Origin of the sequence: Erwinia rhapontici, assembly GCF_012271765.1 — a bacterium.
GTDB classification, from domain to species: domain Bacteria; phylum Pseudomonadota; class Gammaproteobacteria; order Enterobacterales; family Enterobacteriaceae; genus Erwinia; species Erwinia rhapontici.
On record NZ_VRKO01000007.1, the window covers coordinates 15,049 to 38,360 of the forward strand.

A 23,312-nucleotide genomic window follows, 5' to 3' on the forward strand; every position below is an offset into this window, starting at 1 on the left:
CAAGCAACTTAGGTGAAATACGGGTTAACAAATCACAATAACTCAGTAGTCGCGCTCCGCTAACTCCCTCTAAATATCCCCCTGTTTATTGACCGTCAAAAGGAAAAGCTATGTCCGGATTAACAACACCGCCCGGCAGCCTGCGGCTGGCGGTGGACGTGGGGGGCACGTTCACCGATGTGGTACTGCTGGCCGGGGAAGCGCGCTATACCACCAAAGTGCTGACCACCGCGGGTAACCCGGAAGAAGGGGTGATTACAGGTATTGATGATGTGCTGCAACAGGCTGGGCGACCGCTCTCCGCCGTCAGCCAGTTGATCCTGGGAACCACGCTGGCGACCAACGCCTTAATTGAACGTAAAGGGGCGCGAACCGCGTTAATCACCACCGCAGGTTTTCGCGATCTGGTGGAGATTGGTCAGGAAGATCGCTTTGCCCAGTACGATCTGCTGCTGCAAAAACCACAACCGCTGGTGGCGCGGCACTGGCGCTTTGGCGTGCAGGAACGGATTGATGCAGCAGGCCAGGTACTGACGCCGCTCGATGAACCGCAGGTGCTGGCGATTGCCGATCAGCTGCGTGAACAGCGCATCGAGAGTGTCGCCATCGTTCTGCTGCAAAGCTTCGTCAACCCGCGCCACGAGCAGCGGATTGCCGAACTGCTGCGCGAAGCACTGCCCGCACTGACGCTGACGCTGTCGAGTGAAGTATGCCCGGAAATTCGTGAGTATGAACGCTTGTCGACGGCCTGCGCCAATGCCTATGTTCAGCCGCTGATTGCGGGATATCTCACCCGGCTGGAACAGCAACTGGGCGAACGCGGCCTCCAGGTTCCGCTGTTTTTAATGACCTCTGGCGGTGGCATCACCACGCTGGAAAACGGCATTCATCAGCCGGTCCGTCTGGTGGAGTCCGGGCCTGCGGGCGGCGCGATCCTCGCCCGCCAGATTGGTGAACAGTTACAGCAACCCGGCATTCTCTCCTTCGATATGGGCGGCACCACCGCCAAAATCTGTTTTATCGACAACTATCAGCCGCAGATCTCGCGCAGCTTTGAATTTGGTCGCGCCCATCGTCATCAGAAAGGATCGGGTTTGCCGCTGCGTATTCCGGTCATTGAGATGGTCGAGATCGGCGCGGGCGGCGGATCGGTAGCGCGCATCGACAGCCTGAAACGCATCCAGGTCGGGCCGGATAGCGCGGGTTCTGCACCAGGCCCGGCCAGCTACGGCCTTGGCGGTGAACTGGCGACGGTGACCGATGCCAACCTGCAACGGGGAGTGATTGACCCGGACAGTTTTGCCCGCGGCAAGGTACAGCTTGATCGGCAGAAAGCCACGGCGGCCATCGATCAGCATATTGCCACGCCGCTCGGCGTCACGGTGGAGGTGGCTGCCGCCGGGATTGCGCAGATCGTGGTGGAAAACATGGCGAACGCCGCGCGCGTGCACGGCACGGAGCTGGGAAAAAATGCTGCCCGTTATACCCTGGTGGCGTTTGGCGGTGCCGCACCGTTACAGGCCGCCAGCCTGGCGCGCAAGCTGGGTATTCGACGCGTGGTGATCCCGCGTTCGGCGGGAGTGGGATCGGCGCTGGGGTTCCTCTGGGCGCCGGTGGCGTTTCAGGCGGTACGCAGTTTCTATCAGCCGCTGGCACGGATTAACCGCGAAGCGGTGGACCAGGTACTGGCTGGGCTGGAGCAGCAGGCCCGTGACATTGTCACGCAGGCGGCGGGTGATACCGCGCTGACGGTGCAGCGCAGTGCGCTGTTGCGCTACGCCGGGCAGGGCCATGAAGTCAGTGTCGCGCTGCCAGAAGGCGAACTCTCCTCAGAGACGGTACAACAACTCGCCGTGCGTTTCGCCACGGTGTATCGCGAACTCTATGGCCGCAGCCTGGATACCGTGCCGGTGGAGGCGATCAGCTGGACGGTGAACGTCAGCACCACGCCGCCACCAGCGACCGCCGATGACGTGTCTGAACCGACGCAGTCCGTCAGCGCCGCGCAGCGCAGCGGGGTGCGCCGCCTGCTGGATGCGCAACATCAGTGGCATGAGGTTGCGGTCTATCAGCGCGAGACCCTGCCGCAACAGCAGCGGGTACCGGGTCCGGCACTGATTGTTGAGGAGGAAACCACCACGCTGGTGGAAGCGGGATTTGATGCCTGGCTGACGCCGCACGGTCACCTGATCCTCAACCGCCACGATGACATCACGGAGGCAAAATGAGCATGCAGTTAATTCAGCACCAGCTGATTTGGGATCGGCTGATTTCAGTAGTCGAGGAGCAGGCACAGACGCTGATCCGCACGGCCTTCGGCACCGCCACGCGCGAAGCGGGTGACCTCTCCGCCGGGGTGTTTTTGCCTGACGGGCGCATGATTGCCCAGGCGGTGACCGGCACGCCGGGCCATATCAATTCGATGGCGGAGTCGGTGAAACATTTTCTGCGGGCGTTCCCGGCAGAGGGAATGCAGCCGGGTGATGTCTATCTCACCAACGATCCGTGGAAGGGCACCGGCCATCTTTACGATATGACGATGGTGACCCCGGTGTTTCGTGAACAACGGTTGATCGCGCTGTTTGCCGCCACCCTGCACGTGGTGGATATCGGTGGTCTCGGGCCGGGACCGGATGGACATCAGATCTACCATGAAGGGTTGTTCCTGCCGTTGCTGAAGTTTATTCACCGGGGTGAACTGGACCACAACGTGCTGGCGATTGTGAAAGCCAACGTGCGCGAACCGGAGCAGGTTGAAGGCGATCTGCTGGCGCTGGTGGCCTGTAATGACGTAGGCGCACGCCGCCTGCTGACGATGATGGCGGAGTTTGGTCTGGAAGACTTGCAGGCCAGCGGCGAGCATATTCTGCAACATTCGCGTGAGGCAATGCTGGCCGCGTTACAACAGTGGCCAGCCGGGGGCTGGCGTTACGGGATGTGGGTGGATGGCTTTGACCAGCCGATTTTCCTACAGGCTGAACTGACCCTGAACGCGCAGGGCATTACCGTCGATTTCGCCGGGACTTCGGGCTTTGTGGCGAAGGGGATCAACGTGGTGAAGGCGTATACCGATGCTTACACCTCGTTTGGTATCCGCTGCCTGATTGGTTCGGATGTGCCGAACAATGCCGGTTCACTGGGGGTGATTGCCATTCAGGCACCGGAGGGATCAATTGTTAACGCGCCGTATCCGGCGGCGGTGACCTCGCGCCATATTATCGGGCAGATGCTGCCGGATGTGGTGTTTGGCTGCCTGCGCCAGGCGGTACCCGATGCGGTGCCTGCGGAAGGGGCCTCCTGCTTGTGGAATATCCAGCTGTCCGGCGGCCACGTGCTACCGGGCTATAACGCCGCTGATTTCCTGCAACAGCGCCGCTTCTCCATTACCAGTTTCTCCACCGGAGGAACCGGGGCGCGTCCGGGGCTGGACGGCCTTTCCACCACCTCATTCCCCAGCGGGGTGCGCAATGTCTCTGTCGAAATTCTCGAATCGATCAGCCCGGTGGTGTTCTGGCGTAAAGAGTATCGCCAGGATTCTGGCGGTACCGGACGCCTGCGCGGCGGCCTGGGACAGGTGATTGAAGTGTCGCACGGCGATGCCGCGCCAATGGAACTGGGGGCAGCATGGGATCGCATTCTGTTCCCGGCGCTGGGCGCTGACGGTGGCGGCAACGGCGCGCCGGGGCGCGTGACGCTGGCTTCCGGTGCGATATTACAGGGCAAAGGACGGCAGGTGATCCCACCGGGCGAACACCTGGTGGTGGAAACCCCGGGGGGCGGCGGCATCGGCGATCCGACAACGCGTGACCCGCAGGCGGTACAACGCGATCTCACTAACCAGTTGATTAGCGAGGATGCCGCACAGGCGATCTACGGCTGGTCGGCTGCAGCAGAATAAAAACAGGAGTGACTATGTCTTCGTTAACCTTCAGCGCCCGTCGTGGTGCGCTGGCGCTTTCCCTCTGGCTGGCGCTGAGTGCCAGCACGCTGGCGGCCGATGTGCAGCGCGGCGGCACGCTGAATATGATTATCAACTACGAACCGCCTGCGCTGGTGGCGTTGACCACGGTGGCGACCCCGGCACTGAGCGTCAGCGCCAAAGTGACGGAAGGATTGCTGAGTTACAACGAGCAGCTGGAGCCGCAGCCGCAGCTGGCGACGTCATGGGAAGTGAGCGCCGACGGCACACGCTATACCTTCCATCTGCGCCCGGAGGTTAAATGGCATGATGGTCAGCCGTTTACTTCGGCGGATGTGGCCTGGTCCATTGAGCTGCTGAAAAAGGTTCACCCGCGTGGTTCCAGTACCTTTGCCAACGTCACCCAGGTTGCAACACCGGATGCGCTGACGGCAGTGATTGTGCTGTCCAAACCGGCCCCTTACCTGCTTAAAGCCTTTGCTGCGGCGGAGTCACCGATCCTGCCGAAACATCTGTATCAGGATAAAGATCCGCTGACCAACCCCAATAACAGCGCGCCGGTGGGCACCGGGCCTTATATCTTCGAGAAATGGGTGCGCGGCAGTTATGTGCAGTACAAACGTAACCCGAACTACTGGGACAGCACCCGGCCCTATGTGGATCGGCTGATCATTCGTTTTGTGCCAGATGCCGCCGCCCGTTCGCTGGCGTTTGAAACCGGCGAAGCCGACCTGGGCTATCGTTCGCCTGTGGCGCTCAGCGACCTCAAACGCTTAAAAGCGCTGCCGCAGCTCGGTTTCGAAACCCGGGGAAACAGCTACTCGCATAACGTCTCGTCGTTGCAGTTCAACCTCGATGATGCTCGCTTTAAGGATCTGCGCGTGCGTCAGGCCGTTGCGCATGCCCTTAACCGCGACGTGATCCGCCAGGTGGCGTACTTCGGCTATGCGAAAACCACCGCATCACCGATTGCACCGGGGATAACTCAGTATTCCGATCCGTCACCTTCGCCTTACGGGTTTGACCTGGCCGCGGCAAATCGCCTGCTGGACGAGGCTGGCTATCCACGCGGCAGCGATGGCACCCGCTTCAGTGTCACACTGGATTACAACCCGATTGCGGAAGATCTGAAGAAAACCGCTGAATACACCCGCTCGGCGCTGGCAAAAGTGGGGATCAGCGTGACGTTGCGTGCGCAGGATCTCTCCACCTTCGTACGTCGCATTTATACCGACCGTGACTTTGCGTTCACGCTGAACGGCCACAGCAACCTGTTTGACCCGACGGTTGGCGTACAGCGCATTTACTGGTCGAAGAACTTCCGCAAAGGCGTACCGTTCTCGAATGCGTCGCACTACCACAACCCGGAGGTCGACCGCCTGCTGGAAGCGGCCCAGACCGAAAATGACCCGGTGAAGCGCGTAGAAGAATTTAAACAGTTCCAGCAGATCGTGGAGCACGACCTGCCCGACATCAACCTGGTCTCGCCGGAATTTATCACTATCTACAACCGCCGCGTGCATGACCATTCCGTGACCGCTGACGGCGTGGAGGGCAATCTGTCCTCCGTCTGGGTGGAGCAGAAATGAGCCAGCTTAAGGTTGCCGTCATTGGTCTGGGGGCGCTGGGCAGCGCCACCCTGCTGGCACTGGCCCGCCAGGGGATTGCCGTCGAAGGATTTGAACAGTACCGGGTGGGGCATGAGTTCGGTGCCTCCGGGGGGAAAACGCGTCAGTACCGTCTGATTTACGGTGAAGGGCAGCGCTACACCCCGCTGCTGTTGCGCGCCCGTGCGCTGTGGCAGCAGCTGGAGGCGGAGCAGCAGCGCCAGCTGTTCTGGTCCTCCGGGTTTCTGACGCTGGGTACCGCGGACAGCCCGTGGTTTAACGCGGTTTTGCAGTCCGCGCAGCAACAGCAGTTGCCTTATGAGCTGCTCAGTCGTGATGAGATCAACCAGCGCTTTCCACGGCTGAATGTGGACCACGATGAAGTCGGGCTGTTCGACCCGGCTGGCGGGGTACTGCTGACGCACGAGCTGCTTATCGCCTCGGTCAGGCAAGCGGAGGCGCTGGGGGCGAAAGTGCATGAACGCGCCACCATCCGCGATATTGCGGAAAACGACGACGGCGTGACGCTGGATATTGACGGCGAGCGCCGTCATTTCGACCGGGTGGTGGTGACCACCGGCGCCTGGGGCAAAGCCCTGTTACCGGACGTGGCGCTCTCCTCGCGGCGGCTGGGGCTGACCTTCCACTTGCCACAACAGAGCGGGTTCGATACTGCTGCGTTTCCGGCCACCATGCGCGTCAGTGCGGGCCGTCCGATGTGGAACACTCAGCCGATGCCCGACGGGCAATCCTTTAAGTTTTTTGTCGGTGATGCCGAATTCGACGAGCAGCATCATCCGGGCAAACGCGCCGTGGATCAGAGCAGCGCACTGACGCCCGGCATTATTGACCGCATTGACCTGCATCTGACCTCGGCGGTCAACGGCGCTGAACGGGCGATTGTCGGGGGTGCCACCTACCCGGAAGCTTACACCTTCGATCAGGCTCCGCTGCTGGGTGCACGCCATGCTGGTTCGCGGGTCTATGTAGGGCTGGGGCTTTCCGGCCACGGCTTTAAGCTGGCACCGTCGCTGGGCGAACTGCTGGCAACCGCCGTAACCGGGCAGGTCGATCTGTCACAGGAGTGGGGCTGTTTTGATCCGGGGCGCGAGTTCCATGAACCGGAAGCGGTTTATTCACGTTAATTTTTTTCTTTCACCTGGGATACTGCAATGACTTTCACGCTTAATACGTTAACGAAACTGCATGCTGTGCTGTTTGCCGGTAGCCTGACGCTGGTTTCCTCCGCGATGGCCGCCGACGCCCCGCTGAATACACCGCTGCGCGATAAGGCGCTGCACGGCATTATGCAGAACGATTATGAACCGCTGGTTTACCTGGATGAGCAGGGCAACAATACCGGGTATTTCTATGAGATTGTGGCGGCCGCCGCCAAAAAACTGGGGGCGAAGATCGAGGTGAAGAACGGCACCTTCGACAGCTTTATTCCTGGCCTGCAAAGCGGGCGTTATGACTTTGCGCTGGGCACCGATGCCACCGTTGAACGCCAGAAAATCGTCGATATTATTCCGCTGATCGACGCAGGGTACTCGTTTATCACCAAAACCAGTGGCCCGGTTCGGCTGGATAACAGCCTGACCTCCTTGTGTGGACATTCGGTGGCAGCGCTGGCGGGGCAGTCAACGCTGGAGGCGCTCAGTGCGCAGGCAGATCAGTGTAAAACCAGCGGCTTAGCCGAACTGAAAATCGCCATTTTCCCGTCGCGTTCGGCGGCCTGGCTGGCGGTGAAAAGTGGCCAGGCGGAGCTGACACCGGTGTATACCGGGGAGGCGGGCTGGATCACCAAAAAAGATCCGGACTGGCGCGTGACCGGGCCAACGTTTAATCGCGGGCAGTCCGGTTTTTCCGTCAATAAACAGCAGGGTAATGCTCAGGCCTGGGCCAGTGCGGTGAATGCGTTGATCGCGGACGGCACTTACCAGCAGATCCTGAAAAAATATGGCGTTGAGTCAGTAGCATTAAAAGAAATTATTGTGAATCCACAGTCCTGATATAGCGTTAACGGCGGCACTGTTTTTATTGCCGCCGTTTTATTTAATACCGCTAATCATTCCTTTCTGATATCCGAAATATGACAATAAATAGCCGGAAAAGGTGTTTGTGATGCTGCGTTGTGCTGTGTAAAAAATTAAGACTGTTATTTACCCTGTCCTGATGCGGAAACAGCATGTCTGATGTCGATCGTTTATTTATTTCACCAGAAAAACGCGCCGATCCTGCGCCTCAAAAACAGATTACCTCTGACGCTGATTTACTGATCAGACTGGAACAGGAGCAGGGTATCGCGCAGGCGTTCCCCCTTGGACGCTGGCTGTTGGGCGTGCTGACGCTGCTGATTGCAGGCTGGCTGGCGCTACAGGCCGCAGACAATCAGGCGTTTGACTGGCCGCTGGTGCGCCAGTATCTGTTTCATCCGCAAATCCTTGCCGGGCTGTGGACCACGTTGTGGTTAACGCTGCTGGTGACGTTCCTCAGTATGGTGTTTGGCGTGCTGATCGCAGTGATGCGACTGTCAGCCAACCCGGTGATTTCTCTGCTGGCCTGGTGCTACATCTGGCTGTTTCGCGCCACGCCGCTGCTGGTGCAGCTGCTGTTCTGGTTCAATATCGGTTACCTGGTGCCTAAGCTGAATATCGGTTTACCCGGCCTGCCGCCGCTGTGGAGCATTCCGACCAACGATTTGATCAGCGCGCTCGGCGCTTCCATCCTCGGGCTGACCCTGCACGGCGTGGCACACTCCGCCGAGTTTATTCGTGGCGGATTGCTGGGGGTGCCGAAAGGGCAGCAGGAAGCAGCCAGAATGCTCGGTCTGTCATCCGGGCAGATATTTCGAAAAATCGTTTTTCCACAGTCGCTGCGCACCATTATTCCGGCGCTGGGTAATTTCCTGATTGATAATTTGAAAGGCACCTCGATTATCAGCGTGGTGGCGGTAACGGAACTGCTTTATTCCGCGCAGTTAATTTACAACCGCAATTATAAAATCATTCCGCTGCTAATGGTGGCAACACTCTGGTATGTCTTTATTACCTCATTACTTTCTCTGGGGCAGTCCTGGACGGAAAAATATTATTCACGGGGCTATCGCCGCGTAGTGAAAAACAGTTTAACCGGGAGAAAAAAACCATGACGGCACCTTCGCCTCCTGTCCCTATTTTACGCGCCCGTAATCTGTCGAAAAGCTTTGGTGAAAATCATGTGCTGAACGGTATCGATCTGGATATCGCGGCCGGGGAAGTGCTGTGTCTGATCGGCCCGTCCGGTTCAGGGAAAAGCACCTTGTTACGCACGCTGGCGACCCTTGATCGTCCCGATGGTGGGGTGATCTTCTTTAATAATGCCCCGCTGGGCGTGATGCTGAAGAAAGGACGGTTATTCCATGCCAGTGAAAAACAGGCGCGTCGCGAACGTGACCGGATTGGTTTTGTGTTTCAGCAGTTCAACCTTTTTCCGCACCTGACCGCGTTGCAGAACGTAACGCTGGCACCTTCGCTGCTGGGGGCCGGGCGCGCTGTTCGCCAGCGTGGCCTGGATCTGCTGGAAAAAGTGGGGCTGGCCCATAAAGCCGACGCTTATCCGGGGGAGCTGTCCGGCGGGCAGCAGCAGCGCGTGGCGATTGCCCGCACTCTGGCGCGTGAGCCTCAGCTGATCCTGTTTGATGAACCCACCAGTGCGCTAGATCCCGAGCTGGTGGGCGAAGTGCTGGCGACCATTGCCGAGTTGGCCGCGACGGGGATCACCATGGCGATTGCCACCCACGAAATGGGGTTTGCCCGCCGCGTGGCCGACCATGTGGCGTTTCTCGACCACGGACGCATTGTGGAATATGGCCCGCCTGCGCAGGTGCTGGATAACCCGCAGGAAGCGCGCACGCGCGAGTTTCTCCATCAAATCCATGCCCACTGATGGCGCTTCATGCTGACAATGACCCCGGAGTGACGATGACAGATGTTTTGACCGCTGAGGCGGACACCCTATTTTCCCCGCTGAAGGTCGGCAGGCGTACCCTACGTAACCGGATTATTAACTCCGGGCACGGCACCAGCCTTGGACCGGGCACACACAACGAAGACCTGCTGGCCTATGAAGCCCGGCGTGCTGAGGGCGGGGCGGCGGTGGTGATCACCCAGGCCAATGCCGTCAGCCCCGGCGCCGGGGATTTTTATGCCCTTTATGAGGCAGAAAGCGGCAAGTATGACGAACTGGCGCGGCGCATTCAGGCGCAGGGTGCATTGTCATTTGTGCAGCTGAACCATCCGGGGAAGCAGGCTTTTCTCGGGCCGAACCGGGGTGATGAGATCCTCTGGTCTGCCTCTGCGGTGCCACACCGCGAATATGGTAAGCAGGTACGCGTGCCGACGCCGCTCTCCGACAGCGAGATACTGCAAATTATTGAGGATTTTGCCAGAGCGGCTGAGGCGGTGGCGCAGACCGCCGTTGACGGCATCGAGCTGCATTTTGGTCATGGCAACCTGGTACAGCAGTTTATGTCCCCGGAAACCAATCACCGTGAAGATCGCTGGGGCGGCAGCGCAGAGAACCGCAACCGTCTGGCCTGGTCCATTCTGGTGGCGGTGCGTCAGCGGGTTGGCGATCGGCTGGTGGTGGGGGCGCGGGTCAATCTTGAGCTCTCGCCGCAGGAAGAGACGCAGACAGAGCTGACCGAACAGGTTCAGGCTCTGATGGACAGCGGCCTGCTGGACTACGTTTCGGTCAGCGGCGGCAACTTTTCCAGCGGCTGGGGTGTATCGACAAACTTACCGGATGCCAGTTTCCCGCCTGCATTATGGCGTGAAGCCGCACGTAAGCTCAGCCAGCATCCGCGCCAGATCCCGATTTTTCTCGCCGGACGCGTGCTGACGGCCGGATTGGCAGAGCAGCTGATCCGCGACGGTTACTGCGATGCGGTGACGATGGCGCGTGAGCTGGTGGCCGACCCCGACCTGCCGCTGAAAGCACAGCGCGGTGAGGCTGATAGCGTGCGGCCCTGCGTCGGTATTCAGTCCGGCTGCTGGCAGCGCGTTGCCGATGGAAAACCCATTCATTGTGCCTTTAACCCGGTAGCCGGGCGCGAAGTGGATGAACGTGATAACGCTGCCGTGATGGTCGACACCGCGTTAAACGTCAGCGTGATTGGCGCCGGGCCCGCCGGACTGGAAGCCGCGCGCCACGCCGCTCTGCTGGGGCATCGGGTGACGCTGTATGACCGCCAGTCACAGCCAGGTGGCCTGCTGGCACTGATTGAGAAGGTGCCGCATCGCCAGGACCTGCGCAACATCATCGGTTGGTTCGAACGTGAACTGGCGGTATCGGGCGTTGAGTTGCGCCTCGGGGCCGACGTGAATGCGACAAGCTTGCTGGCGAGCGCACCGGACCAGGTGATTGTCGCCTGCGGTGCACAGGAAGTCTCTGATGCTGGCTGGCTGGACGCGTTTAACGGTCAGATCCTGACGGTCAGCCAGGCACTGACGCAGCCGCTGGACGGCTTACAGCCGGTGCTGGTGTATGACGAATGGGGCGGCCGCGCGGCGTTGAGTGTGGCTGAGTATCTGGCGGCGCAGGGGCATCAGATTGAGTTTGTCACGCCGCTGACCTATCCCGGCGAAGGGCTGAATGGCACGGTACGCTTACCGGCCGTGGCGCGTCTCGCCCGTCTTGGCTGCCGTTTCAGCGTGAATCAGTCTCTGCATCTGCGGCAGGGGGCGCTGATCCGGGTTGATTCACTTTCCGGTGAACAGCAGCCGTTATCGGAACGTTTCACGGCACTGGTGACTTCACGCGTCCCGACGGTGAACTTCCCGCTATTTACCGCCTTACAGCAGGCCGGGATCGCCGTGCAGATTATCGGTGATGCCCGTGCGCCACGCGGTATTACCGAAGCCACCCGCGAAGGCTATCTGGCCGCCCGTACGTTCGGCCGGGTACGGCGTTCTGACTAATTTCAACGCCTCCCTTTGCGGGAGGTCTTTCACCTGCAACCAGAGAAGACCATTATGCCAGTGACTAAAGCGGGTCTCACCGCTATCGCCAGTGCCCTGATCGCTGCAACGTTGTTCCCCGCTATCGCTGCTGCGGCACCGATAGCGGGTTCGCCCTATGTCGGTAAAACGCTGGTGACGGCGATACAGTATGACTGGCAGCCTTTATCGTTTAAAAACGATGAAGGGAAACCGACCGGTTATTTCTATGATATTGCCGTGGCGGCCGCCGAGCGCCTGGGGGCCAAGCTGGAGGTCACCAGCGGGGATTTTGCCGCGGTGATCCCGGCTATCCAGTCCGGTAAATTTACGCTGGCGGCAGGGTTGGATGCCACGCCGGAGCGCCAGCAGGTGGTGGATATTGCCGCCACGGTTATTGCCGGATACCGGCTGATTGTGCTGAAAAATTCGGCGCTGAATGAGCAGGCCACCTTGCAGGATTTGTGCGGGAAAACCGTGGCGTTACTGGCCAGCCATCCGTCCACCAAAACGCTGGAAACGCAGTCGGCGCAGTGTACTGCCGCCGGGAAGAAAGCGATCACTGTCAGTCAGTTCCCCGATCGCGGTGCGACCTGGCTGGCTCTGCGCTCCGGCCGTGCCGATGCCACGCTGGGGTATACCGGGGAAAATGGCTGGTTGCTGCAAAGCCAGTCAGACCTGAAAGCCGTTGGCCCGGTGTTTGATACCACTTATGCAGGGATACCGGTCAGCAAGTCATCCGGCGCGGCAAAATACTGGACTGAGGCGATCAATGCGCTGATTGCGGATGGCACCTACCAGAAGATTCTGGCGAAATACCATGTAGAAGATGTCGCCATTACCCATTCATCGATCAACCCGGCGAAAGCGGAGTAGGGGGTTGCCACAGGGAGCCTTTGTGGCTCCCTGTGCTTGATGCTACAAAGAGTCATGAATGAAATCTGTCGGCTAATTCGCAGTGGTTCGCCGCAAAGCTAACGCCCGTCAGACACGAGCCACGTTTGACGTCCGGCAGGCAGAACTCACTACTCAACTGGCCGATACCCGGTATGCGGAAAGCCTGCTGCAAAGCGAACTTTCGCTGTTGAAACAAAAACATCGTATTCTCTCCGAGCTATACCTCCCCGCCTCGGAACACACTGCTGTTGATGGCGTGGATGCGGAGGTTGCAGAGTATCTGCAGCAGCTTGATTCCAGGGTATAACAGTGCTGTAATATCAATCGGCAGGGATACAGAGACGGCGCTCTCCCTCGCGACGCTGAAAGATGCAGGCCGACGAACACTAAAAGCATTACAGAAACCACCTTTACGGGTGGTTTTTTGCTTTTCATCTCCCTGAAAAATCCGTTCGCCATCAGCCCGCTTGTTACGCGTGCGTAAATAAACGCATTCCTGACAGCCCAGCCTGCCACGTTCAGGACCAACGCTGTATTTTTAGATCATTTGTATGCGATCCATTCTACATATTCCATTTAGTTATAACCCATGTCATTTCAATCGTTTCCAATAATTCCCGGCCTGATTAATATCGTTTGGCAATTAGTGCTACCAATAATGCACGCATAATAATCAGTTTAATTAATCAGCGTTTTTCGCTGGTACGACGGCAGAAAACAGGCATCAGATGATAGTTTTACGCAACGTTTCAAAAATATTTAACGCCAAATCAGGCCCGGTGACCGCCGTTAATGACGTCAGCCTGCAGGTTGAGCAGGGGCAGATTTACGGCATTATCGGCTACAGCGGGGCAGGAAAAAGTACCCTGATCCGTTTGCTTAACGGGCTGGAAAAACCGACTTCCGGCAGCGTGATTATCGCCGGGCAGGACATCGCGCTGGCCAGCGGTGAAGCCCTGCGTCAGGCCCGTCTGAAAATCAGCATGGTTTTCCAGCACTTCAACCTGCTGTGGTCACGCACCGTTAGCGAAAATATCGCCTTCTCCCTGCAAATTGCCGGGGCACCAAAAGCGGTGATCCAGCGCCGGGTGCAGGAACTGATCGCGCTGGTGGGGCTGACCGGTAAAGAGCAGGTTTATCCTGCGCAGCTCAGTGGCGGGCAGAAACAGCGTGTGGGTATTGCTCGTGCGCTGGCCAACAGCCCGGATGTGCTGCTGTGTGATGAAGCAACCTCTGCGCTCGATCCGCAAACTACCGATGCCATTCTCGATCTGCTGCTGGATATTAACCGTCAGTTGAAACTGACTATCGTGCTGATCACCCATGAGATGCATGTGGTGCGTAAAATCTGTCACCACGTGGCGGTGATGGAAGACGGTAAAATCGTTGAAGAGGGCGAAGTCCTGTCGGTGTTTACTCACCCGCAGCAGCCCATTACCCGCATGTTTGTTAAGCAGACGTCGGAGTACAGCAACGCAGATACTCCGTTTAATCCTGAGCTGATTAATGCCGAGGAGGGCGCGGTGGTCAGGCTGACGTTTGTCGGTAAAAGCACCCAGCAGCCGATTGTCGGTGAGCTGACGCTGAAGTACGCCTTACCCTTCAATATTCTGCATGGAAAAATGACCCAGACCACCAACGGCACCTTTGGCGAACTCTGGCTGCAGGTACCTGCGACGCCTGCCCAGTTGTCGAACATTCTCGACGATTTACATTCTTATGCCATTACTACCGAGGTCGTCAGCCATGTTTGAGAACCTGTTCCCGCATTTGAAACTGGATCAGCTCTGGGCCGCCACCGGTGAGACGCTGTATATGACCGCGCTGTCCGGCGTGGCGACGTTTGTGCTCGGCATTGTGCTCGGGCTGGCGCTGTTCCTGACCGCACGCGGGGGACTGTTCCAGAATCGTGCGATTTATTCGGTGATCTCGGTCCTGGTCAACGTGTTCCGCTCGATTCCGTTCATCATTTTAATCGTGTTGTTGATCCCGTTTACCAAAACGCTGATCGGCACCATTCTCGGCGCAGATGCTGCGCTGCCTGCCCTGATCGTCGGTGCGGCACCGTTCTATGCACGACTGGTGGAAATTGGCCTGCGTGAGGTCGACAAAGGTGTGATTGAAGCCTCGCGTTCGATGGGCGCACGTCTCAGTACCCTGATTTTCCGCGTGCTGCTGCCGGAGTCATCTCCTGCACTGGTGTCGGGTATCACGGTGACCCTGATTGCACTGGTCAGTTACAGCGCGATGGCTGGCGTAATTGGCGCGGGCGGCCTCGGCAATCTTGCGTATCTGGAAGGTTTTCAACGTAACCACGGCGATGTGACGCTGGTGGCGACGGTAATGATTCTGGTGATTGTCTTTATCATCCAGTTCTTAGGTGATGTGCTCACGGCACGGCTCGACAAACGTTAACTTTTTAGGAAAAACAAAATGAAAAAAACACTGACGCTGCTGGCTGCGGCCACTCTGGGTGCGCTGAGTCTGAGTGCATGGGCTGATACGCTGACCGTCGGCGCCTCCAACGTGCCGCACGCTGAGATCCTTGAGCAGGCGAAACCGATTCTGGCGAAGCAGGGCATTGATCTGGAAATCAAACCCTTCCAGGACTACATTCTGCCGAACACCGCGCTGGCCAGCCGTGATATCGATGCTAACTATTTCCAGCATATCCCTTACCTGAACAGCGTGCTGAAAGATCACGCCGGGGATAAAACCTACGATTTCGTCAGCGCTGGCGCTATCCACATCGAGCCAATTGGCATTTACTCGAAGAAGTACAAATCGCTGAAAGATCTGCCGCAGAACGGCAAAGTGATCATGCGTGATGCGGTGGCTGAAGAAGGCCGTATCCTGTCTATCTTCGAGAAAGAAGGTGTGATCAAACTGAAACCTGGCGTCAGCAAAATTGATGCACGTATCAGCGATATCGTGGAAAACCCGAAACACCTGAAATTCCTTGCCAATGTTGAAGGCGCGCTGCTGCCGCAGATGTACAACAATGACGAAGGCGATGCGGTAGTGATCAACGCAAACTATGCGATTGATGCGGGTCTGGACCCGGTGAAAGGCCCGATTGCCGTAGAAAGCGGTGAGAACAACCCGTACGCAAACATCATTACCGTGCACCGTGGTGATGAGAACAAGCCGGATGTGAAAGCGCTGGTGACCGTGCTGCATTCAAAAGCGATTCAGGACTGGATCCGTACCAAATACAAAGGCGCGGTGATCCCGGTTAATAACTGATATTGACAGAAGGCCGGGTAACCGGCCTTTTTTCCCTCTGACTTTTCCCTGCTAACCTTATATTTTTTAAGCATTCGTTTACTCATTTCTGCAACGCTACACTGCCCGGATGTCAATTTTTACCCGGGGCGACGATGATATCGGTTAGCGGATTAAACAAAACCTTCCAGCATTATCATGCACTTAATGATATTCATTTCACCGTTAAACGGGGTGAGGTGATTTCCATTATCGGCCCTTCCGGCTCCGGCAAATCGACTCTGTTACGCAGCCTTAATCTGCTGGTGAAACCCGACAGCGGTCAGCTGACGATTGGCGATATGTCCGTTGATGCCCGTCGGCTCAGTCGCAGTGATACCCGCCTTTTTCGCCGTCAGAGCGCGATGGTGTTCCAGCATTACAACCTGTTCCGTAATAAAACGGCGTTAGAGAACATCACTGAAGTGCTGATCTACGGGCGCGGCTTTTCGCGTGCGGATGCCACAGAGCGCGGCATGGCGCTGCTGACCAGCGTGGGGCTGGCGCACAAAGCGGCGGCGTATCCGGCCACGCTGTCCGGCGGCCAGCAGCAGCGGGTGGGCATCGCCCGTGCGCTGAGTCTTGAACCTGAGGTGTTGTTGCTGGATGAACCGACTTCATCGCTCGATCCGGAATTACGCCGCGATATTCTTAACCTGATTGCTGCGCTGGCGGAACGGGATTTCACCATGCTGATTGTTACCCACGAGATGCATTTCGCCCGCGATATTTCCAGCCGCCTGTTCTTTATGGAGCAGGGGCGGATTATCGAGCAGGGTCCCCCCGCCGAGCTGTTCGATATCACTGGCGAAGGCCGCGCCCGGCACTTTCTTCATGATGTTGCCTGATCGCAACAGGGAGGTTATTGATGCATTTTGATGTGGCTTACATGCTGGGCATTATCCCCCAGATCCTTCAGTACCTGCCGGTGACGCTGACCATTTCACTGCTCTCCATTGTGCTTGCTACCGTGCTGGGGTTGGGCGTGGCCTTACTGTTGCGTGCCGCGCGTCCGCTGGCGGCCTTCGCCCATCTGTATATCTCTTTCTTTCGCGGTACGCCGGTGCTGGTGCAACTGCTGATGATCTACTTTGGCTTGCCGCAGGTGTTTCCGTTAATGAACAACCTCGATGCTATTCACGCGGTGATCCTCGGCCTGAGCCTCAACAGTGCGGCCTATCTGGCGGAAGTGTTCCGAGCGGCAATTGATTCAGTGGACGAAGGACAGTGGGAAGCCTCACTGGCCTCCGGGCTGGGTCACATCCAGGCGGCGCGGCGTATTGTGCTGCCCCAGGCATGCCGCAATGCTATCCCCGGTGCGGGCAATATCTGGATTGGCCTGATCAAAAACTCCTCGCTGGCGTTCACACTGGGTGTCAGTGAGCTGCTGGCGGGGGGGAAGTTAATCGCTACAGAGTCACTGAAGTTTTTTGAAGCCTACTTCGCGGTGGGCCTGGTGTACTGGGCACTGACCATTGTGCTGAGTGCACTCCAGCGACAGCTGGAACGCTATATCGGCAAACCTTATAAAGTCTGATTAATCGGGAAAACAGAACAATGAAAGGGAAAAAAATAGCGCTGATGGCCTGCGTTTTGTCGCTGCTGAGCGGTTGCGACAAGCCATCTGACTCAGCAAGTGAACAGCCTGTTTTACGCGTGGGGGCCACGCCGGACGGTTACCCGCACTACTTTGTGCAGGACGGTGAAGTTCAGGGTTTTAGCGCGGATATTTTGCAGGCGGTGGCCGATAAAATTCACTATAAAGTGGAGTGGGTGACCTCTGACTGGGTCGGTGTGCTGGGATCGCTGGAAACCGGTAAGGTCGATACGGTCGGTAACTTTGCGGATACCCCGGAGCGCCGGAAAAAGTATGATTACAGCGTCCCGTATTACTACTCCGCTGCGGCACTGGCGGTCAGTGAAAATAACACCACGATCCATGGCCTGAGTGATATGAAAGGCAAAACTGTGGCGGCGGAACTCGGTTCTAACTATGCGAAGGTGCTGAAGGAGTTTGACCCGCAGAACCAGATTAAGCTGGTGACTTTTGAGGGGATGGACGTGATTGTCAGCAGCGTGGCGCAGGGCAAAGTGGATGCGTTTGTCTCCGGCCAGGTGATCCTGCTGGGGCAGATTAAGCGCAAACATTTGCCGCTGAAGGTGGTGGGAGAAACCTTTGGTGAGAAACAGGTGGCGCTGCCGTTCCGCAAAGATGAGCGGGGCAGCGCGCTGAAGGCTAAAGTGGACCAGGCGCTGGGCGAGCTGCGCGCAGACGGTACGCTGAAGAAAATTTCTGAGAAATGGTTCGACAGCGATCTCAGCGTCAGCCATCAGCCTGTAAAAGGATAACCCGCATGTCTCTGCATCTTGCCCTGTTTCTTGATGCCACCGGTTGTCACTATTCAGGATGGCGTATGCCGGGCGCGGAGCGGCCCAGCCCGACGGACTGGCATGTACTGAAATCACTGGCGTTAAAGGCGGAAGCGGCAAAGTTTGACCTGATTTTTATGGCCGACAAGCTGTCGATTGATGATGTGTATGGTGACAGTGTCACCGATGCCGTGCGCTATCGGGTGACCGAGCGACCGGAGCCGTTTACGGTGCTTTCCGCTCTGGGGGCGGTCACGGAGAAAATCGGGCTGGCCGGGACGATATCCAGCTCAGTGATCCAGCCGTTTGCCGCCGCGCGCACGCTGGCAACCCTTGATCACCTCACGGGGGGACGTGCCGGCTGGAATGTAGTGACCTCAACCAGCGATGCAGAAGCCGCAAACTACGGTCAGACACTGTTAAGCCACGATCAGCGTTATCAGAAAGCCGCTGCGTTTATTCAGGCGGTGCGTACCCTGTGGGACAGCTGGGCCGACGATGCCATCGTGGCGGATCGTGAAAGCGGAGTATATGCACGCGGCGAATGTATTCGCTATGCAGGCATTGAGACACCCTGGTTTACCAGCCGTGGGCCGCTGAATCTGTCACGCCCGCCACAGGGGCATCCGGTCACCTTCCAGGCGGGCGGTTCCGGACCGTTTATGGCGCTGGCAGCACGCGAAGCCGATGCCGTCTTTGCCGCTGAGAAACCGGATCTGGCCTCGGCCCAGGCGTATTACGCGCAGTTAAAGGCGCTGGTGGTGGCGCAGGGACGTGCGGCGGACAGCCTGAAGATCCTGCCGGGGTTGCAACCGGTGATTGGGCGTACGCAGAAAGAAGCCGATGAGTTACTCGCCGAGCTGACGCGTCTGCATCATCCGCTGGCAACGCTGACGCACCTGTCGAACACCATGAACTATGACTGGGCGCAGCACGATCTCGACGGCCCGATGCCGGACATTGCCGATACACTGGCACGACGTGAGCGTTTTGCGCCAATGCTGAATCAGGCACGTGCGCAGGGCATGACAGTGCGGCAGTTTACCCGCTGGATTGCCGGATCGGGGTTTACCGTTGCCGGTACAGCCTCTGCGCTGGCGGAGCGGATCGCGCTCTGGTATCAGCAACGGGCAGTCGATGGATTTGTGGTGATGCCGCCCTGGGTGCCGGGCGCGTCAGATGCCTTCTTCAACGAGGTGGTGCCGTTATTACAGGAAAGAGGCGTGTTCCGTGACGAGTATCAGTCAGATACGTTACGCGGGCATCTGGGGCTGGAACGTCCCACGCGCTGAAAATATCAGGCAAAAACGGAAGGGGGTGATCCCTTCCGCTTTCAGCTGCCCAGTTTACTTAACAGCGGCCACTGCAACATCAATGTATCAATCAACTGATCCAGTTCCGCGCGCGTCGCACCCTCACGCGCACGTACCGACATCCCCTGCAACAAACAGCAGAGATACGCCGCCAGCGCACTGACGCGGGTGTTCGGGTCAAGCTCTCCGGCCGCCTGCCGCGCCTGCAAAAACGCCAGCAGATGCTGTTCCTGATTGCTGTGCCGGTCGCGCAGCATTTCGGCCACTTCCGACGAATCCGCTGACAGGGTGCTGGAGGTGCAGATAAAGAAGCAGCCTCCGGGTTTTTTACCGTCGGTGAAACAGGCGGCCGTTGAACGGAAATAGTTCTCTATACCGCTCGCAACACAGCTTTCCGGGCAGCTCAGCGCCGCTTCACTCTGGCGGGCAAACTTCTCTGTATAGCGATCGACAGCGGCACGGAACATCCCTTCTTTATTGGTAAATTCCGCATACAGCGTTGGCGCTTTCGCACCCGTGGCTTCCACCAGATCTGCCAGTGACGTGCCTTCGTAGCCATGGCGCCAGAACAGTTCCAGCGCTTTATCCAGCGCGGCTTCCCGGTCAAACGTTTTTGGCCGTCCCCGGCCTTTTCTGATGCCTGCGTCCTGCTCAGTATTCATCATTCCTCACTTACGCAATCCCGCTCGGTCATTTAATTATCAATCAGTATAAAAACATTAAACCCCGCTGTCGAGCGGCGTTTACATGTGCTGTGATCTGGCGTTAAGAAGAAAAAAATATAACTTTATTGTAAATAAATTCAAGATGTTAGTTTTTAAATTAGCGATCGTTAATAAAACAATGTTGACGGAGATCACAAACAGGCATAACATTTACCTATCGATCGTTAATTAATAACGACGGCAACATCAAACAACCGAATTCAACTGAGAGTAAAATTATGAAAACCATCAAAATGACCCTGGCCGCTATCGCACTGACTTCCGTATCTTTCGCCGGTTTTGCCGCTGATCTCGTGAATGCCGATCCCGCTCAGCAACAGCAGGTAGGTGTCATTTCTGCCAGCGGCGCGTCTAACCTCTCTTCACTGGAATCCCAGCTGTCTGCAAAAGCGGACCAGGCGGGCGCGAAATCATTCCGAATCACTTCCACTGTCGGTGACAATAAACTGAACGGCACCGCGGTGATTTACCAGTAATAGCGATGACTATGAATGAGCATCAAGGGGATAGTATGAAACTTAGCAAATCCGCCCTTGTTGCCGTCATCCTGAGCACGATGTCTGGTGCCAGCCTGGCAGCACTTCCTGAAGGGCAAGTGAGTACGGTTCCACCTGCTGTGGCCACGACCTATGTTACCGGCAGCACCACGCTGGTATCCCTGGACGTTCAGCTCTCGGGAACGCCTGCCTTACCTGCGGCAAGACCGTTAGCGATAGCCCGGGTGACGGGTGCGAACAGTCTGTATGGCACCACCATCAGCTATCACTAAAATGTATTTTGAAAACCGCCGCTTATCCGGCGGTTTTTTTATGCGAAAAAAAAGCCACTACGCTACTATCGACACGGAAGCCAGCCATGTGAATCAGGAGCAGCAATGACCATTCTGGGATGGGTAAGTGAAAAGGACCGACAGCAGTCTCTTTGCTATACGCCGTACCTACCCTCGACTCACTTCTACGAAAAACACCACTCCGCGCCGATTTATGCCACTCCGCAGGCCATCCTTAATGCGGTGGAACAGTATGATATGCGTAACGATCGGGTCGCTGATGCTCTGATGACGGTGCGGGAGCTACCGGGGAAGGTGCTGCGCCTGGGCAGGCAAATCAACCCACAGCCGGAATTTGGTTTGCACACATTTACGCTGTTGCAACGTCAGGATCAGCTGATGTCGTTTGGTCTGGCCGGGCGTTTCTGGCGGCCGGATATGGGGATTATTACGCTGGAGGATGCGGCTGACTTCGGACGGCTTCAGGATAAGGGGGTTGCCCGGCTGGTACTGCATTTTCACCTGTTACCTGATGGAGAAGCGTGGCGGTTATGTACTGAAACCTTTATTGGCTGCCCGGATACCCGTACCCGTCTTAAACTGCTGCCTTACTGGTTGCTGATCCGTGCAGCCAGTGGACTGATACGTCGCCGGACGCTGGCTGCAATCCGGCGACAGGTTTCAGCGCCCGTGCGCGGGCGCTGAATCTCTTCAGATAAAGCGCGACAGGGTATAGCAGCGCTCTGCCTCCGGGGTGATGTCGGTCATGTGCATGGCACCATGGATCAGGCCATCGAGCCAGTGGAGGTTTACGTTCACACCTTCCGTGATAAGACGCCGGGCAAAGGCCTCGCCTTCATCCCTCAACGGATCGTATTCACACAGTAACAATGTTGTCGCTGGTAAGCCGCGTGCCGATGACAGGAGCAGGGGGGAAATCAGCGATGTTTCCGGCAGCGGCTGCTGGCCAAGATAATGCTGCCAGCAGAAAGCCATCATTTCTTTTGTCAGCCCGAAGTCCTGCCCACAGGTCTGATAAGAGGGTTGTGACAGGCTGGCATCCAGCGCCGGATAGAGCAACAGCTGATGATAAATGGCAGGACCTCCCCGGTCCCGTGCCATCAGACATACCGCTGCCGCAAGATTCCCCCCGGCACTGTCACCTCCCACGGCAATCTGTGTGCTGTCCAGATCCCAGTCTGTGGCATGGTCGCTGATCCAGCACAGCGCCTGCCAGAGATCGTTTAACGGCACGGGCCAGCGGTGTTCCGGTGCAAGCCGGTAGTCGACAGAAAATACCACGCACCCGGTGTTTTCTGCCAGCAGGCGGCAGGGTCGGTCCCACGCCGTGAGGCTGCCCAGGCACCATCCTCCCCCGTGAGCCCAGATCAGCGCCGGGCGTCCTGTCTCCTGTTCCAGCGCGCAGGGCACATAGACCCGTACGGTGATGGCGTGCCCGTCGCTCGCGGGAAAGGTGAAACTGTGCTGATAATGCCCATCGCGGGCTTCGCCCTGCTGCGTTATCAGACTGAGATCGGTCTGGTGGCGAAGTGCCGCCAGTGACAACGACTCTGCCGGCACCTGCCGGGCAAGCCAGGCCGCAACGTCTTTATTCAGCGGCATGGGTTATTCCCTGTAAAAATGGCAGGGCCAGGTGACAGAATGCCTCAGGGCACTCTTCGGTAATAAAGTGGCCGCAGTTCTCCACCATGGCATTTTGCAGGTAAGGTGCGACGGGCTGCATCGTCAGATAGGGCGCATCACGGGTGGCATGTTCTGCGCCAATGGCCAGCACGGGCATCGGCAGCGGTGTCAGGGCGCGGCGCTGATTTTGACGCACTGTTTCAGGTATGGCGCGATAATAACTGAAACCAGCCTGAAGCCGTCCGGGCTCGCTATAGGCCTGGATATAGATATCGGCCGCCACCCGGTGACGCTGCCATGACCATTTGTCAAAGATAAAACTGAGATAGGCGCGTTCGCGGCCCGTGGTGAGCGCCTCTGGCAGGTCGGCCAGCTGATTAAACATAAAGTGCCAGAGGAAGATATTTTCCTGGGGATCAACAAAAATTGACGGGGCGGGTGCCAGCCCGGGGATCACCGCTTCGGTCAGGATCAGCCGTTCAATAGCCTCGGGAAAATCAGCGGCCAGCGCGTAACCCACCCACATACCGATATCGTGGCCGATGGCCTGGTAGCGGGTGTGTCCCAGCTGTGTCATCAGCTGGTGGGCCACTGCCGCGATATTCCCGGTGTCGTAACCGCCTGCGGGTGCCTCAGACTCTCCGGTGCCCGGCGGGTCGATGGCCACCGTGGTAAAGCCTTGCTGTGCCAGTGTTGTCATGACGTCACGCCAGGCAAACCAGGTTTGCGGCCATCCTGGCAGCAGCAGCACGGCCGGGCCTTCACCCTCGGTGACACAGTGCAGTTTTCGTCCTGCAATCCGCAGATAATGGTGTTTCTTTTCCAT

The 23,312-nt window shown here is 57.7% G+C and carries 23 protein-coding genes; 20 read left to right on the plus strand and 3 right to left on the minus strand.

Annotation, left to right across the window (positions count from 1 at the left end):
• The first annotated feature begins 110 nt into the window (after nucleotides 1–110).
• From FVB43_RS04840 to FVB43_RS04920, 17 genes are all read left to right on the plus strand, one after another.
• Complete coding sequence (locus FVB43_RS04840; RefSeq protein ID WP_167863478.1) at nucleotides 111–2,228, plus strand: hydantoinase/oxoprolinase family protein; 2,118 nt, start codon at nucleotides 111–113, stop codon at nucleotides 2,226–2,228.
• Nucleotides 2,225–3,898, plus strand: coding sequence for a hydantoinase B/oxoprolinase family protein (locus FVB43_RS04845; protein ID WP_167863479.1), 1,674 nt, complete (start codon nucleotides 2,225–2,227; stop codon nucleotides 3,896–3,898). The genes FVB43_RS04840 and FVB43_RS04845 overlap by 4 nt, the downstream gene beginning before the upstream one ends.
• 14 nt (nucleotides 3,899–3,912) lie before the next feature.
• Nucleotides 3,913–5,508, plus strand: a complete 1,596-nt coding sequence (locus FVB43_RS04850; RefSeq protein WP_167863480.1) for an ABC transporter substrate-binding protein — start codon at nucleotides 3,913–3,915, stop codon at nucleotides 5,506–5,508.
• Nucleotides 5,505–6,671: an FAD-dependent oxidoreductase gene (locus FVB43_RS04855; protein WP_167863481.1), complete on the plus strand. Its 1,167-nt coding sequence runs from the start codon at nucleotides 5,505–5,507 to the stop codon at nucleotides 6,669–6,671. The genes FVB43_RS04850 and FVB43_RS04855 overlap by 4 nt, the downstream gene beginning before the upstream one ends.
• Before the next feature lie 27 nt (nucleotides 6,672–6,698).
• Entirely contained in the window at nucleotides 6,699–7,538 is an 840-nt protein-coding gene (locus FVB43_RS04860) for a transporter substrate-binding domain-containing protein (RefSeq protein ID WP_167863482.1), read from the plus strand.
• Between the two features lie 176 nt (nucleotides 7,539–7,714).
• On the plus strand, nucleotides 7,715–8,677 hold the full coding sequence (locus FVB43_RS04865; RefSeq protein WP_167863483.1) for an amino acid ABC transporter permease: 963 nt from the start codon (nucleotides 7,715–7,717) through the stop codon (nucleotides 8,675–8,677).
• Nucleotides 8,674–9,453 (plus strand): amino acid ABC transporter ATP-binding protein, encoded by a 780-nt coding sequence (locus tag FVB43_RS04870; RefSeq protein ID WP_277950365.1) that lies wholly within the window; start codon nucleotides 8,674–8,676, stop codon nucleotides 9,451–9,453. The genes FVB43_RS04865 and FVB43_RS04870 overlap by 4 nt, the downstream gene beginning before the upstream one ends.
• Before the next feature lie 35 nt (nucleotides 9,454–9,488).
• A complete protein-coding gene (locus tag FVB43_RS04875) occupies nucleotides 9,489–11,486 on the plus strand; it encodes an oxidoreductase (protein WP_167863484.1) in 1,998 nt (665 codons plus the stop codon).
• Between the two features lie 54 nt (nucleotides 11,487–11,540).
• Nucleotides 11,541–12,380: a transporter substrate-binding domain-containing protein gene (locus tag FVB43_RS04880; protein ID WP_167863485.1), complete on the plus strand. Its 840-nt coding sequence runs from the start codon at nucleotides 11,541–11,543 to the stop codon at nucleotides 12,378–12,380.
• 82 nt (nucleotides 12,381–12,462) lie between these two features.
• Nucleotides 12,463–12,708 carry a hypothetical protein gene (locus tag FVB43_RS04885; RefSeq protein ID WP_167863486.1) on the plus strand — a complete coding sequence of 82 codons (246 nt, stop codon included), beginning with the start codon at nucleotides 12,463–12,465 and terminating at the stop codon, nucleotides 12,706–12,708.
• 421 nt (nucleotides 12,709–13,129) lie between these two features.
• Complete coding sequence (locus FVB43_RS04890) at nucleotides 13,130–14,155, plus strand: methionine ABC transporter ATP-binding protein (RefSeq protein ID WP_167863487.1); 1,026 nt, start codon at nucleotides 13,130–13,132, stop codon at nucleotides 14,153–14,155.
• Nucleotides 14,148–14,816, plus strand: coding sequence for a methionine ABC transporter permease (locus FVB43_RS04895; protein ID WP_167863488.1), 669 nt, complete (start codon nucleotides 14,148–14,150; stop codon nucleotides 14,814–14,816). Before FVB43_RS04890 ends, FVB43_RS04895 begins: the two co-directional genes overlap by 8 nt.
• A gap of 18 nt (nucleotides 14,817–14,834) precedes the next feature.
• Nucleotides 14,835–15,647: a MetQ/NlpA family ABC transporter substrate-binding protein gene (locus FVB43_RS04900; protein WP_167863489.1), complete on the plus strand. Its 813-nt coding sequence runs from the start codon at nucleotides 14,835–14,837 to the stop codon at nucleotides 15,645–15,647.
• Nucleotides 15,648–15,781: 134 nt separating this feature from the next.
• Nucleotides 15,782–16,513 carry an amino acid ABC transporter ATP-binding protein gene (locus tag FVB43_RS04905; protein ID WP_167863490.1) on the plus strand — a complete coding sequence of 244 codons (732 nt, stop codon included), beginning with the start codon at nucleotides 15,782–15,784 and terminating at the stop codon, nucleotides 16,511–16,513.
• A 20-nt stretch (nucleotides 16,514–16,533) separates the two neighbouring features.
• Complete coding sequence (locus FVB43_RS04910) at nucleotides 16,534–17,202, plus strand: amino acid ABC transporter permease (RefSeq protein WP_167863541.1); 669 nt, start codon at nucleotides 16,534–16,536, stop codon at nucleotides 17,200–17,202.
• Nucleotides 17,203–17,222: 20 nt separating this feature from the next.
• Nucleotides 17,223–18,014 (plus strand): amino acid ABC transporter substrate-binding protein, encoded by a 792-nt coding sequence (locus FVB43_RS04915; RefSeq protein WP_133846743.1) that lies wholly within the window; start codon nucleotides 17,223–17,225, stop codon nucleotides 18,012–18,014.
• Nucleotides 18,015–18,019: 5 nt separating this feature from the next.
• Nucleotides 18,020–19,327, plus strand: a complete 1,308-nt coding sequence (locus FVB43_RS04920; protein ID WP_133846744.1) for an NtaA/DmoA family FMN-dependent monooxygenase — start codon at nucleotides 18,020–18,022, stop codon at nucleotides 19,325–19,327.
• A 41-nt stretch (nucleotides 19,328–19,368) separates the two neighbouring features.
• Here the strand turns inward: FVB43_RS04920 and FVB43_RS04925 are convergent, their stop codons facing one another.
• The gene (locus FVB43_RS04925) at nucleotides 19,369–20,010 is read right to left on the minus strand and encodes a TetR/AcrR family transcriptional regulator (RefSeq protein ID WP_167863542.1); all 642 of its coding nucleotides are present in this window, start codon (nucleotides 20,008–20,010) and stop codon (nucleotides 19,369–19,371) included.
• 281 nt (nucleotides 20,011–20,291) lie between these two features.
• On the opposite strand from FVB43_RS04925, the gene bhsA reads away from it, so the two are divergent.
• The 3 genes from bhsA to FVB43_RS04940 all read left to right on the plus strand — a co-directional run bounded on the left by bhsA (nucleotide 20,292) and on the right by FVB43_RS04940 (nucleotide 21,547).
• Nucleotides 20,292–20,549, plus strand: coding sequence for a multiple stress resistance protein BhsA (bhsA, locus tag FVB43_RS04930; RefSeq protein ID WP_133846745.1), 258 nt, complete (start codon nucleotides 20,292–20,294; stop codon nucleotides 20,547–20,549).
• A 35-nt stretch (nucleotides 20,550–20,584) separates the two neighbouring features.
• Nucleotides 20,585–20,842: a hypothetical protein gene (locus tag FVB43_RS04935; RefSeq protein WP_133846746.1), complete on the plus strand. Its 258-nt coding sequence runs from the start codon at nucleotides 20,585–20,587 to the stop codon at nucleotides 20,840–20,842.
• A 105-nt stretch (nucleotides 20,843–20,947) separates the two neighbouring features.
• Nucleotides 20,948–21,547 (plus strand): hypothetical protein, encoded by a 600-nt coding sequence (locus FVB43_RS04940; protein ID WP_133846747.1) that lies wholly within the window; start codon nucleotides 20,948–20,950, stop codon nucleotides 21,545–21,547.
• 6 nt (nucleotides 21,548–21,553) lie between these two features.
• On the opposite strand, the gene FVB43_RS04945 is transcribed toward FVB43_RS04940, so the two are convergent.
• Entirely contained in the window at nucleotides 21,554–22,465 is a 912-nt protein-coding gene (locus FVB43_RS04945) for an alpha/beta hydrolase (protein ID WP_167863491.1), read from the minus strand.
• Nucleotides 22,452–23,312, minus strand: coding sequence for an alpha/beta fold hydrolase (locus FVB43_RS04950; protein WP_133846749.1), 861 nt, complete (start codon nucleotides 23,310–23,312; stop codon nucleotides 22,452–22,454). The genes FVB43_RS04945 and FVB43_RS04950 overlap by 14 nt, the downstream gene beginning before the upstream one ends.

Excerpts from the sequence above, each read along its gene's own strand:
- FVB43_RS04895 (WP_167863488.1), top strand. The coding sequence starts at position 14,148 with ATGTTTGAGAACCTGTTCCCGCATTTGAAACTGGATCAGCTCTGGGCC.
- FVB43_RS04875 (WP_167863484.1), top strand. The coding sequence starts at position 9,489 with ATGACAGATGTTTTGACCGCTGAGGCGGACACCCTATTTTCCCCGCTG.
- FVB43_RS04845 (WP_167863479.1), top strand. The coding sequence starts at position 2,225 with ATGAGCATGCAGTTAATTCAGCACCAGCTGATTTGGGATCGGCTGATT.
- FVB43_RS04925 (WP_167863542.1), bottom strand. The coding sequence starts at position 20,010 with ATGAATACTGAGCAGGACGCAGGCATCAGAAAAGGCCGGGGACGGCCA.
- FVB43_RS04940 (WP_133846747.1), top strand. The coding sequence starts at position 20,948 with ATGACCATTCTGGGATGGGTAAGTGAAAAGGACCGACAGCAGTCTCTT.
- FVB43_RS04920 (WP_133846744.1), top strand. The coding sequence starts at position 18,020 with ATGTCTCTGCATCTTGCCCTGTTTCTTGATGCCACCGGTTGTCACTAT.
- FVB43_RS04840 (WP_167863478.1), top strand. The coding sequence starts at position 111 with ATGTCCGGATTAACAACACCGCCCGGCAGCCTGCGGCTGGCGGTGGAC.
- FVB43_RS04945 (WP_167863491.1), bottom strand. The coding sequence starts at position 22,465 with ATGCCGCTGAATAAAGACGTTGCGGCCTGGCTTGCCCGGCAGGTGCCG.
- FVB43_RS04860 (WP_167863482.1), top strand. The coding sequence starts at position 6,699 with ATGACTTTCACGCTTAATACGTTAACGAAACTGCATGCTGTGCTGTTT.
- FVB43_RS04850 (WP_167863480.1), top strand. The coding sequence starts at position 3,913 with ATGTCTTCGTTAACCTTCAGCGCCCGTCGTGGTGCGCTGGCGCTTTCC.
- FVB43_RS04865 (WP_167863483.1), top strand. The coding sequence starts at position 7,715 with ATGTCTGATGTCGATCGTTTATTTATTTCACCAGAAAAACGCGCCGAT.
- FVB43_RS04880 (WP_167863485.1), top strand. The coding sequence starts at position 11,541 with ATGCCAGTGACTAAAGCGGGTCTCACCGCTATCGCCAGTGCCCTGATC.
- FVB43_RS04855 (WP_167863481.1), top strand. The coding sequence starts at position 5,505 with ATGAGCCAGCTTAAGGTTGCCGTCATTGGTCTGGGGGCGCTGGGCAGC.
- FVB43_RS04935 (WP_133846746.1), top strand. The coding sequence starts at position 20,585 with ATGAAACTTAGCAAATCCGCCCTTGTTGCCGTCATCCTGAGCACGATG.
- bhsA (WP_133846745.1), top strand. The coding sequence starts at position 20,292 with ATGAAAACCATCAAAATGACCCTGGCCGCTATCGCACTGACTTCCGTA.
- FVB43_RS04905 (WP_167863490.1), top strand. The coding sequence starts at position 15,782 with ATGATATCGGTTAGCGGATTAAACAAAACCTTCCAGCATTATCATGCA.
- FVB43_RS04910 (WP_167863541.1), top strand. The coding sequence starts at position 16,534 with ATGCATTTTGATGTGGCTTACATGCTGGGCATTATCCCCCAGATCCTT.
- FVB43_RS04890 (WP_167863487.1), top strand. The coding sequence starts at position 13,130 with ATGATAGTTTTACGCAACGTTTCAAAAATATTTAACGCCAAATCAGGC.
- FVB43_RS04870 (WP_277950365.1), top strand. The coding sequence starts at position 8,674 with ATGACGGCACCTTCGCCTCCTGTCCCTATTTTACGCGCCCGTAATCTG.
- FVB43_RS04915 (WP_133846743.1), top strand. The coding sequence starts at position 17,223 with ATGAAAGGGAAAAAAATAGCGCTGATGGCCTGCGTTTTGTCGCTGCTG.
- FVB43_RS04950 (WP_133846749.1), bottom strand. The coding sequence starts at position 23,312 with ATGGAAAAGAAACACCATTATCTGCGGATTGCAGGACGAAAACTGCAC.
- FVB43_RS04900 (WP_167863489.1), top strand. The coding sequence starts at position 14,835 with ATGAAAAAAACACTGACGCTGCTGGCTGCGGCCACTCTGGGTGCGCTG.